Source organism: Kitasatospora sp. NPDC101447 (genome assembly GCF_044767225.1).
Lineage (GTDB): Bacteria > Actinomycetota > Actinomycetes > Streptomycetales > Streptomycetaceae > Kitasatospora.
The window spans coordinates 22899-32934 of sequence record NZ_JBIWNL010000001.1 but is presented as its reverse complement, the minus strand read 5'-3'; the positions used below and the strand labels follow the sequence as shown (position 1 = coordinate 32934).

11 protein-coding genes are annotated in these 10036 nt (G+C 73.3%); 4 read left to right on the top strand and 7 right to left on the bottom strand.

Annotated features, from left to right (window positions below; all coding sequences use genetic code 11):
- Window positions 1–120: 120 nt before the first annotated feature.
- Complete coding sequence (locus tag ACIRST_RS00155; RefSeq protein ID WP_350526351.1) at window positions 121–687, bottom strand: DJ-1/PfpI family protein; 567 nt, start codon at window positions 685–687, stop codon at window positions 121–123.
- Window positions 688–942: 255 nt separating this feature from the next.
- On the opposite strand from ACIRST_RS00155, the gene ACIRST_RS00150 reads away from it, so the two are divergent.
- Together ACIRST_RS00150 and ACIRST_RS00145 are read left to right on the top strand one after the other, a co-directional pair.
- The gene (locus ACIRST_RS00150; RefSeq protein ID WP_402798640.1) at window positions 943–1491 is read left to right on the top strand and encodes an RBBP9/YdeN family alpha/beta hydrolase; all 549 of its coding nucleotides are present in this window, start codon (window positions 943–945) and stop codon (window positions 1489–1491) included.
- Between the two features lie 19 nt (window positions 1492–1510).
- Entirely contained in the window at window positions 1511–2110 is a 600-nt protein-coding gene (locus tag ACIRST_RS00145; RefSeq protein WP_350526353.1) for a hypothetical protein, read from the top strand.
- A gap of 8 nt (window positions 2111–2118) precedes the next feature.
- On the opposite strand, the gene ACIRST_RS00140 is transcribed toward ACIRST_RS00145, so the two are convergent.
- The 6 genes from ACIRST_RS00140 to map form a co-directional block, all read right to left on the bottom strand.
- The gene (locus ACIRST_RS00140) at window positions 2119–2415 is read right to left on the bottom strand and encodes a hypothetical protein (protein ID WP_402798638.1); all 297 of its coding nucleotides are present in this window, start codon (window positions 2413–2415) and stop codon (window positions 2119–2121) included.
- Between the two features lie 79 nt (window positions 2416–2494).
- The gene (locus ACIRST_RS00135) at window positions 2495–4849 is read right to left on the bottom strand and encodes a transglycosylase domain-containing protein (protein WP_402798637.1); all 2355 of its coding nucleotides are present in this window, start codon (window positions 4847–4849) and stop codon (window positions 2495–2497) included.
- A 283-nt stretch (window positions 4850–5132) separates the two neighbouring features.
- On the bottom strand, window positions 5133–6623 hold the full coding sequence (locus tag ACIRST_RS00130; RefSeq protein ID WP_402798635.1) for an alpha/beta hydrolase: 1491 nt from the start codon (window positions 6621–6623) through the stop codon (window positions 5133–5135).
- 306 nt (window positions 6624–6929) lie between these two features.
- On the bottom strand, window positions 6930–7355 hold the full coding sequence (locus ACIRST_RS00125) for an acyl-CoA thioesterase (protein WP_396546710.1): 426 nt from the start codon (window positions 7353–7355) through the stop codon (window positions 6930–6932).
- 61 nt (window positions 7356–7416) lie between these two features.
- A complete protein-coding gene (locus ACIRST_RS00120; RefSeq protein WP_350526358.1) occupies window positions 7417–8112 on the bottom strand; it encodes an HAD-IA family hydrolase in 696 nt (231 codons plus the stop codon).
- Between the two features lie 105 nt (window positions 8113–8217).
- Window positions 8218–8985: a type I methionyl aminopeptidase gene (gene map / locus ACIRST_RS00115; protein WP_350526359.1), complete on the bottom strand. Its 768-nt coding sequence runs from the start codon at window positions 8983–8985 to the stop codon at window positions 8218–8220.
- A 213-nt stretch (window positions 8986–9198) separates the two neighbouring features.
- Between map and ACIRST_RS00110 the strand changes: the two genes are divergently transcribed.
- Complete coding sequence (locus ACIRST_RS00110) at window positions 9199–9675, top strand: hypothetical protein (protein ID WP_350526360.1); 477 nt, start codon at window positions 9199–9201, stop codon at window positions 9673–9675.
- Between the two features lie 66 nt (window positions 9676–9741).
- Entirely contained in the window at window positions 9742–10020 is a 279-nt protein-coding gene (locus ACIRST_RS00105; protein WP_402798632.1) for a helix-turn-helix domain-containing protein, read from the top strand.
- The last annotated feature ends 16 nt before the right edge of the window (window positions 10021–10036 follow it).

The following is a 10036-nucleotide window of genomic DNA, read 5'->3' as shown; positions in this document are numbered from 1 at the left end:
CACCGTCGTCGAACCCGCGCCCGGACCCGGAGCCGTCACCCCGAGACGTCTCGGGGTGACGGCTCCGGGTCCGGGCGCGGGTTCGACGACGGTGGCGGGCCGGGGCGTCGGGCCGGGGCGTCAGGCCACCGGGGCGTGCTTGCGCAGGACCTCGATGAACGCCCGCAGCCACGCCGGGTGGTCGGGCCAGGCGCGTGCGGAGACGACCACGCCGTCCACCACGGCCTCGCTCTCGACGAACTCGGCGCCCGCGGCCTTGATGTCCGGGGCCAGCGCCGGGTAGGCGGAGGTGCGGCGGCCGTCCAGGACGCCGGCGGCGGCGGTGATCAGCGGGCCGTGGCAGATCTGTGCGACCGGCTTGTCGCCGGTGAAGAAGTGCTGCGCGATCCGCTGCACGTCGGGGTTGTTGCGCAGGTACTCGGGGGCGCGGCCGCCGGGGATGACCAGGGCCGCGTAGTCGGCCGGGTCGACGTCGGCGAGCGCGATGTCGGCGGGCCAGCTGTAGCCGGGCTTCTCGGTGTAGGTGTCGTAGCCCTCGACGAAGTCGTGCACCACGAACTGCAGGCGCTTCTTGGTCGGTGCCGCGATGTCGACCTGGTAGCCCTCCTCGCGCAGACGCTGGTAGGGGTAGAACACCTCCAGCGATTCGGCGGCGTCCCCGGTGACGAGCAGGATCTTCGGTGCCATCGTCGGCATCCCTCCGTGTGATCGGACGTCAGGTCCCGTGCGGGCGGCGGGTGGTGGCGCCGGCCCCGGGCCCGGTCCAACGTGCCGCACCCGTCGCACCGTTGGCAACAGGGCGCACCGGGCGCATGACGGCGCATCCGGAGGTGCGCACGCCGGTTGAGAGGAGTGCGCGCCGGTTGCCGCCCGGCTGCGGCACCGTACGCACCGCGTCCTAGACTCCTGCTGCCCACGACCGACCTTCTCCGGAGGAGCCCGATGCCGGACCGCACCACCTACCTCGTCCTGCCCGGCTACCAGAATTCGGGCCCCGAGCACTGGCAGACCCGCTGGGAGGCCGCCGAGCCGGAGTCCTTCCGCCGGGTCGAGCAGGCGGACTGGGATCTCCCGGAGCGGGCGGACTGGGTGTCCCGGGTGGACGCGGCGGTGGCGGCGGCCGCCGCCGAGGGCCCGGTGGTGCTGGTCGCCCACAGCCTGGGCTGCATCACCGCGGCCCACTGGGTGGCCACGGCCGGCGCCGACCGCACCGCCGCCGTCCGCGGCGCGCTGCTGGTCGCCCCGGCCGACGTCGACACCGCGGAGGTGCCCGAGCTGACCGGCTTCCGCCCGGTGGCACTGGCGCCGTTCCCGTTCCCGACCGTGGTGGTCTCCTCGACCGACGACCCGTGGGTCTCCCCCGACCGGGCCCGTGCCTTCGCCGCGGCCTGGGGCGCCCGGTACGTCGAGCCGGGCGCGTTCGGGCACCTCAACTCCGAGTCCGGACTGGACGACTGGCCGGAGGGCCGCACACTGCTCGCCGAGCTGTGACACCGTGAACGGGGGGACGATGGACAAGCGGACGTCCCGGACCAGGCGCGTCCTGGTCCGGCTGCTGGCGGCCTTCGGGCTGGCCGCCGTACTGCTGTACACCGAGGGCCAGTGGGAGAGCCGCTCGGGCGGCCGGATGCTGGTCGCCGACCTGCTCAACCGGCCGGAGCTGCTGCTCGGTGCGGCGCTGGCGGCGCTGATCGCGGCCGCCTGGCTGGGTGACCTGCGCGCCGCCGCCCTGCGGACGGCCACCCGCACGGTCACGGTGACCGCCGGGGTGGTGTTCCTGCTCGGCGTGCTGGCCGCGCACAAGGTGTCGGCGGCCGAGACCCGCAGCCGGGAGACCGCACCGGCGGGGGCGGAACGGTCGCTGGTGGTGGTGCACCGCTCGTACGCCTCCGGGTCGGCGCCCGGCGATCACTGGCAGATCCTGCTGGAAGCCGGCGAGGGCTGGGGGGCGCGGCGCTGGTCGCTGGCCGACATCGGCGGGAGCCCGGACGACGCCCGCCTGGTGGAGGCGAGTTGGACCGGGCGGGAGCAGATCACCGTGGTGACCGACTCCTACCGGCGGGTGTTCAACCTCGACCAGGACAGCGGCGAACCGGTCGAGGCCCGGTAACGGGGTGCTCAGCCCAGCCCGAGGGCGTGCGCGGTGAGGGCGAGCAGCGCGGCGTTGCCGGCCGCGCCGAGGGCGGTGGCGGAGAGGAAGCGGGCCGCGGTGCCGTCCGGGAACGGGTTGAGCGTCATCGCGGACAGGAAGCCCGGCATCGTCCAGACCACCGCCGTCCACTGCCGCACGGCGCCGGCGGTGCTCCTGCCCGCGCGCAGTTCGTGCGCGGCGGCGAGGCCGATCACCAGGTAGCCGGCCAGGTAGCCGATCGAGGGGCAGAGGACGGCGGGGACGCCGAGGATGCTGTGCGGCATGGCGCCATCGTCCGCCGACGCGGCGCGGCCCCGCATGAGTACGGGTACTCAGGCGGGGCCGGCCGGGGGCGGGCTCCGGCTACCGGTCCTCGGGGTCGGCCGGGGTGGACGGCGCGGAGCGGCCGGTCTGGTCGGTGCCGCGCGGCTTGCCCTGGTTGCCGCTGTTGCCGCTGTTGCCGCTGTTCCCGCTGTTCCCGTTGTTGCCGTTGTTCCCTGAGCCGCCGGTGGCGGGGGCGCCGGTGCAGGTCACCGAACCCGGCGAGCCGCTGGGGGTGCTGCAGTTCGGGTCGCGCTTGGGCGGGTCCGGGATGTAGACGGTGGTGAAGTCCTTCTCCGGCATGTTCCGGACCGCGTCGCTCATCGCCTTCTGCCAGATCGGCCCCGGACCGGTCGCGCCGAACACCTCGGCCTGGTACTTGCCGCCGATCCGGATGTTGCGCATCGGCACCTTGGTGCCCGGGCTGCCCAGCCAGACCGAGCCGGCCAGGTTGCCCGTGTAGCCGGTGAACCAGGCCGACTTCTTCTCGTCCGTGGTGCCGGTCTTGCCGGCGATCTGACGGCCGTCGTCCAGGCCGAGGTCCCGCGCGGTGCCGCCCTTCTCGGTCACCCCGAGCAGCACGCTGTTGATCACGTCCGCGGTGTCCTCGGACATCGCCTGGCTGCACTGGGCCTGCGGCACCGGCACCTCCTTGCCGTCCACCGTGGTGATCCGGTTGATCGCCATCGGCGCGCAGTAGCTGCCCCGGGCGGCGAAGGTCGCGTACACGTTGGCCATGGTCAGCGGGCTGACCTCCTGGGTGCCGAGGCCGAGCGCGGGCACCTCCTGCAGCGGCGAGCCGTCCGCCTTGCCGGCCACGCCCAGCTTGTTGGCCATCTGCTTGACCGCGCAGAGGCCGATCTCCTGCTCCATCTGCACGAAGTAGGTGTTGACCGAGAGCGCCATGGCCTGCTTCAGCTCGTACGGGCCCTTCTCCGACTCGGACTCGTTGGGGATCGTCCCGGTCTTCTTGCCCTTGTCGAGGTTCTTCCAGGTGCCGTCGCAGGTCTTCATCGTCGGCCAGTCCATCCGGTTCGGCGCGTCGTACCGCTGGGTCGACGACAGGCCGGCCTCCAGGGCCGCGGCGGCCACGATCGGCTTGAAGTTGGAGCCGGGCTGGAAGCCGATGCCCCCGCCCATCGCCGCGTCCACGTTGTAGTTGACGACGGTCTCGTTCTTCTCCTTGGCCAGCCCGTACGGGCGGGTCTGCGCCATCGCCAGGATCTTGCCGGTGCCGGGCTGGACCATCGTCATCGCGGCCGAGACCGGGTCGGTGACGTACACCTTGGTGGAGACGGCGTTCTGGGCGGCGGCCTGCTTCTCCGGGTCCAGCGTGGTGTAGATGTTCAGACCGCCGGTGTCCCACAGCGTCTTGCGCTCGGCCGCGCTCTTGCCGAACGCCGGGTCCTGCTTGACCACGTGGCGCACGTAGTCGCAGAAGAAGCCCATGCCCGCCTTGGCGGTGATGCAACCGTTCTGCGGGTCCTTGTAGTCGAGGCCCAGCGGGGCGGCCTTCGCCTCCCTGGCCTGGTCCGCGGTGATGTGCTTGCTCTCCACCATCTTGTCCAGGACGGTGTCGCGGCGCTTCTGGGCGGCCACCGGGTGCAGCTTCGGGTCGTACTGCGACGGGTTCTGCACCAGCCCGGCGAGCATCGCCGCCTCGGGGAGGGTCAGGTCCTTGGCGGCCTTGCTGAAGTAGCGCTGCGAGGCGGCCTCGATGCCGTACGCCTGGTGGCCGTAGAAGGTGATGTTCAGGTAGTTGGTGAGGATCTGTTCCTTGCTCAGGTCCTCCTCCAGCTTGATGGCGTACCGGAGTTCCTGGATCTTGCGGCCGAGCGTCTTGCGCTGCGCCTCGCGCACCGCCTCCGGATCGTCCCCGGCCTTCTCCACGTTGACGTTCTTCACGTACTGCTGGGTCAGGGTCGAGGCGCCCTGGACGGTGGCGCCGCTCTCTGCGTTCTTGGTGACGGCCCGCAGGACGCCCTTGAGGTCCACCGCGCCGTGCTCGTAGAAGCGGGCATCCTCGATGTCGACCTGCGCCTGGCGGATCAGCGGGGACATCTGGTCGGCGGTGAGGACGGTGCGGTCGCGCTCGTAGACCTTGGCGATCAGCCCGCCGTTGGCGTCGAAGATCTGGGTGGCCTGGGTGAGCGGCGGGGTCTTGAAGTCGTCGGGGATGCTCTCGAAGCCCTCGGCGCCGTTCTTCGCCCCGAGGCCCACCGCGCCGGCCGCCGGGAGGATCAGGCCGGCCAGCAGCACGCCGCCGAGCACGCTGGCGCCGAGGAACTTGGCCGCGTGGCCCAGGATTCCGAGCGGGGTCTCACGGCGCCTCGGGCGCGGCACCCAGGTGTCGCCCGGGTCCGGGGCGGGTATGCGGCGACGGCTCTTCGGTGACATAGTTCGAACATTAAGGCCGTGGACACACCTTGCGGGCGGGGTGCAGGCGAAGGATTGTCACAAAATCGCGACAGATTCGACTCATTCGCGAGGGTCGAACGGACGTGCACGCAGGGACAAGGGCCGTTCGCCCACGGCCTGTTGGCCCTGCGTGCCGTAGTGGCCGTTCAGCGTCCGTTCGGCAACTCCCCAGCCAATACCCAGCTTTCCGGTCCCCGGCCGGCTCCTGACGGCGGCTGGGCCACCGCTCGGCTGCGGCTCGGCCGCCCGATCGGCTGTCCGTTCAGCCCGCCGGGCAGAAGACGTCGTCGGCCGGGCGTCGCCCGGTCACCAGGTAGTCCGTCACCACCGCGTCGCCGCAGGCGTTCCCGTTGGCCACGTACACGTCGTGACCGCCCGAGTCCACCGTGACCATCCGGGCCCGCTCCCCCAGCGCGGCACGCAGCTTGAGCGCACCCCGGTACGGGGTCGCGACGTCGCGCAGGTTCTGGGTCAGCAGCACGTTCGCCGGGCCCCGGTCGGTCACCTCCACCGGCGGCTCGGCGGGCCCGAACGGACGGAAGGCGCAGGGCGACACGTTCACCGGCATGCCCGCGGTGAGCGGACGGGCGGCACGCTCCGCGGCGACGTCCTTGGCGTACGCGGCCGGGTCGGTGGGCCAGTCGACGTCGTTGCACAGGGTGCCGACCGCGACGGCGATCGAGTTCTGCACCGCCTGCTCCGGCGGCGTCACCGGCGCGGGCAGCGGCCGGCGGCCGAGGCCGGCCAGCATCAGCCGGGCGAGGTCGGGGAACTTCGCGTCCGCGAACATGCTCTGCAGCATCGCCTCGCGCAGCACGTTCCCGTTCAGCTCCGCCGGGTCGGCGCCGGGCCAGGGCAGCGGTGTGCGGTCCAGGCGGGCGGCGAGGTCGAGGAAGAGCGGACGGACCTCCTCGGGGGTGTCCGCGACCCGGTCCGGGTTGCCGGGCGAGGCCGCCCACGCGGCGAAGTCCGGGAAGCGGTCCTCCACGCCCTGGCCGTAGGCGGCGAGCCAGCCGCGCTCGACCCGGGTCGGGTCCGGGTCGTCGTTGCTGTCCAGCACGATCCGGTCGGTCCGCTGGGGGAACATCGTGGCGTACACCGCGCCCGCGTAGGTGCCGTAGGAGGTGCCCCAGGCGGAGATCCGGCGCTCGCCGAGCGCCCGGCGGATGGCGTCGATGTCGCGGGCCTCGTTCGGCGTGGAGATGCTGCGCAGCACCGGGCCGCCGTTGCGGGCGCAGGTCTCCGCGACGCGGCGCGCGTAGGCGACGTTCCCGTCGATCGTGCCGTCGGCGGCGGGCCAGGAGTGCAGCTTGACCATCGACAGGTCGGAGCGGTCCAGGCCGCAGCTGACCGGGGTGGAGCGGCCCACGCCGCGCGGGTCGAAGCCGACCAGGTCGAAGCGGTCCAGGACGGACTGCGGCAGGCGCTTGGCGGCGTTGCTCGGGACGTTGAGGCCGGAGCCGCCCGGCCCGCCGGGGATGGTCAGCAGGACGCCGTGGCGCTGGTCCGGCCTGGCGGCGGGGATGCGGGAGACCGCGAGGGTGATCTGTTCGCCGTGCGGATCGCGGTAGTCCAGCGGGACGGTGACGGTGGCGCACTGCTGGCGCGGGTCGACCTGCCCCTGGCAGGCGGACCAGGTGAGGCGGGCCCCGCCGGACCGCTCGGCGTCGGCGGCGGCGGGCAGGGCGGTCAGCGCGGTGACGGCGAGGGCGGCGGCCGCGGTCGCGGCGGCGGTGATCGTGTTCTTCGGCATGCCCAAGAGTCTGCTGTGGCAGGGTTCTTGGCCCCATCCGGGCAGCGGGCCGGTCGGGGGTGGGGCAAACCCCCGACTGCGGGGTGCAGAAGGCATCCGGTGGACGCCCCGTCAGGATGCAGGCCGCATCCGGGGGCAGGCGGCATCGGAGGGAAGGCGGCATCGGGGGCAGGCGGCATCCGGATGGAGGCCGCATCCGGGTGGAGGCCGCAGCGAGGTGCGGCCTCCGGCGGTGGAGGGACGGACGGTGTGGTCGCGCGGATCGGACCCCGGGTCGGGACCCGGCAGGGCCGATCGGACCGCGGGTCAGAGACCGAGCACGGCCGGGTCGGAGGCGAGCGCGCGCAGCGGCTCCCGCGGGTCGGCGACCAGCCGGCGCGCGGCCAGGTCGAGGATGCCGCCGACGCCGGTGATCTCGGCGGCCAGCACGCCGTCCTCGCGGACCAGCCGCTGCACCACCTGGAAAGTCTTGCCGTCCCGCCAGGTGAACGAGCAGCTGACGTCCACCGAGTCGCCCGCGCGCAGCTCCCGCAGGTACTTGACCGTGGTCTCCAGGACGACCGGGCCCACGCCCTTGGCGACGAGGTCGGCCTGGCGGATCCCGGCCGCCTGCAGGTACTCCCAGCGGGCGTGCTCGGCGTACTGGAGGTAGACCGCCTGGTTGAGGTGGCCCTGGCTGTCGGTCTCGTACCCGCGGACGGTGACGCGGGTGGTGAAGTCCTGATCGTTCATGCCCCGCACGCTACTCCGGGCGGCGGGGCGCCACCTCGTGTCCTCCGTCACCCCGGGCGCGTCACTCCGGCAGTGCCGCCACCAGTGGAGCGAGGGCGTCCGGGCGCCGGTCGACGGGCAGGTGGTCGACGGCGTGGAAGCCGCAGCCGAGCGCGGTCGCGCCGCCGTCGCAGACCCGGTCGTCACCGACCATCAGCACGTCGGCCGGGGCCAGCCCGAGCCGGGCGCAGGCGGTCTCGAAGATCACCGGGTCGGGCTTCTGCGCGCCGATCTCGTAGGACAGGACGTAGGTGTCGACCAGGTCGTCCAGTCCGTGGGCCCGGAAGACCGGGCGCAGGTCCCAGCCGATGTTGCTCACCACGGCCACCGGGACGCCCCGGCGGCGCAGCTCGCGCAGGACGGGCCCGGCGTCCGGGTAGGGGCGCCAACTCTCGGGCGCCATGTGGGACTCGTACAGGGCGTCGACGTCGAGGCCGGCGGGCGGCTCGGCGGCGCGGGTCAGCGCGGTGTAGGCGGTGCGGTGCAGTTCGGGGGTCAGGTCCCTGGTGTCCCAGGCCTCCTGGATCCCGCCCGGAATCCGGCGCGGTGGGACGCCTCCGGGCAGCGCACCGAACTCCTCCAGCCTGGCCACCAGTTCGGCCTGTTCCCGGGCGGGCAGGCCGGGGCCGGCGGCGGCGGTGTGGGCCGTCAGCCACTCCGCGGTGGAGACGACCCGGAAGAGGGTGCCGGAGAAATCGAACATCACGCCTTTGGTCATGACGTCGAGCTTAGGGGCCTGCGCGAGCCGCGTGCGGGCCCGGTGCGGCCCTGGGTACGACCCCGGTGCCGGCCCGGTGCGGGCCCTCGCCGGGCCGGCGGGCGCTCAGCGGAGCGTGAGGATGCGCGGGCCGTCCTCGGTGACGGCGACGGTGTGCTCGATGTGGGCGGCGCGGGAGCCGTCACCGCTGCGCAGCGTCCAGCCGTCCGGGTCGGTGGTGTAGTCGTCCCGGCCGCCGGCGATCAGCATCGGCTCGATGGCCAGCACCAGCCCCGGGCGCAGCGGGTAACCCCGGCCCGGGCGGCCGGTGTTGGACACGTGCGGGTCCTCGTGCATCCGGCGGCCGATGCCGTGCCCGCCGTACCCCTCCGGCGTGCCGTAGCGCCCGGCGCGGACGACCCGGCCGATGGCGTGGGAGATGTCGCCGGTCCGGTTGCCGACCACGGCGGCGGCGATGCCGGCGTCCAGGGCGCGCTGGGTGGCCTCGATCAGTGCGGTGTCCTCGGGGCGGGCGGTGCCCACGGTGAAGCTCACGGCGGCGTCCCCGGCCCAACCGTCCAGTACGGCACCGCAGTCGATGCTCACCAGGTCGCCGTCGCGCAGCCGGTAGCCGTTCGGGATGCCGTGCACGACGGCGTCGTTGACCGAGGCGCAGATGACGGCGGGGAACGGGACCGGCGCGAAGGACGGGCGGTAGCCGAGGAACGGGGAGCTCGCCCCGGCGGCGTCGAGCACGCCGCGGGCCGCCTCGTCCAGCTCCGTCAGGCTGACGCCGGGCGCAGCCGCCTCCCGTACGGCGGCGAGCGCGTCCGCCACCACCCGCCCGGCCTCGCGCATCGCGTCGAGGGCGGCGTCCGACTTGAGTTCGACCATGGTGACCACTCCCCTGGATCCAATTCTTATACCGGTATTTGTATCACGGTCGATGGTGCACGAGCATCACCCGGGCGGTTCCGTACGGGAGTCGGCGGCGGGGACGGGAGGCGGCCGCAGGCGGCCCGCCTGCGGAGACGTGGTGATCGGGGTGGTCCGCGATCCGCTAGTGTTCGGCGGCGCAATCAGATGATCTGACCATGAGGAATCCACGTGACGACCCCGCCGACCACCCCCGTCGACGAGACCCCGCAGCCCGCCGAGCCGGCCGCCCAGCAGCCCTGGGGCGCCGGAACCCCCACCCCGCAGCCCTCCCGGGCCCGCAAGCTCGGCCGCCGCGTGGGAGGACCGCTCCTCCTGGTCGCGCTGATGGCCGGCGGCCTGATCGTGTCGAACTACGCCAGCAAGTCCGAGCCGGAGGCCGCGCAGGTCGGCAACTGCGTGCACGACCTCGGCGGCGGCGGCAAGCCGAAGATGGAGCTCGTCGACTGCGCCAAGCCCACCGCGGACTACAAGGTCACCAAGGTCGTCCACGACGGTGACGCCAAGCACGCCTGCGACACGGAGCCGGACGAGGTCTTCGGCTCGTACAGCGAGGAGCGCAGGAGCAGCATCGTCGTCCTCTGCCTGGAGCTGAACCCCACCCGTCCGGGCGGCCCGGCGAGCCTCCCCACCTGGCCCGAGCAGTAGGACGACGGGCCCTGGGGGCGACGGGCCCTGGGCGCGACGGGCCGGACGGGGCCTAGACTCGACGCCATGGTGAGGACTCCGCTGACCCCGTGGGAGCGCGAGCGCGGGGAGCGCTTCGGCGCGCTGCTGCGCGAGGCGCGTGGCGAGCGCAGCATGGTCGAGGTGGCGGCGGTGGCCGGCGTCTCGGCCGAGACGCTGCGCAAGATCGAGACCGGACGGGCACCCACACCGTCCTTCTTCACCATCGCGGCGCTGGCCTTCGCGCTCGACCTCTCGCTCGACGAGCTCGCCTCCGCCTGCGCCCTGCCGGCGGACGGCGGGCACGGCGAGGCGCTCACGGCCTGACGGACGCTGCTTCGCT

Coding starts and splice junctions, on each gene's coding strand:
- ACIRST_RS00155 (WP_350526351.1), bottom strand. CDS start 687: ATGGCACCGAAGATCCTGCTCGTCACCGGGGACGCCGCCGAATCGCTG.
- ACIRST_RS00150 (WP_402798640.1), top strand. CDS start 943: ATGCCGGACCGCACCACCTACCTCGTCCTGCCCGGCTACCAGAATTCG.
- ACIRST_RS00145 (WP_350526353.1), top strand. CDS start 1,511: ATGGACAAGCGGACGTCCCGGACCAGGCGCGTCCTGGTCCGGCTGCTG.
- ACIRST_RS00140 (WP_402798638.1), bottom strand. CDS start 2,415: ATGCCGCACAGCATCCTCGGCGTCCCCGCCGTCCTCTGCCCCTCGATC.
- ACIRST_RS00135 (WP_402798637.1), bottom strand. CDS start 4,849: ATGTCACCGAAGAGCCGTCGCCGCATACCCGCCCCGGACCCGGGCGAC.
- ACIRST_RS00130 (WP_402798635.1), bottom strand. CDS start 6,623: ATGCCGAAGAACACGATCACCGCCGCCGCGACCGCGGCCGCCGCCCTC.
- ACIRST_RS00125 (WP_396546710.1), bottom strand. CDS start 7,355: ATGAACGATCAGGACTTCACCACCCGCGTCACCGTCCGCGGGTACGAG.
- ACIRST_RS00120 (WP_350526358.1), bottom strand. CDS start 8,112: ATGACCAAAGGCGTGATGTTCGATTTCTCCGGCACCCTCTTCCGGGTC.
- map (WP_350526359.1), bottom strand. CDS start 8,985: ATGGTCGAACTCAAGTCGGACGCCGCCCTCGACGCGATGCGCGAGGCC.
- ACIRST_RS00105 (WP_402798632.1), top strand. CDS start 9,742: ATGGTGAGGACTCCGCTGACCCCGTGGGAGCGCGAGCGCGGGGAGCGC.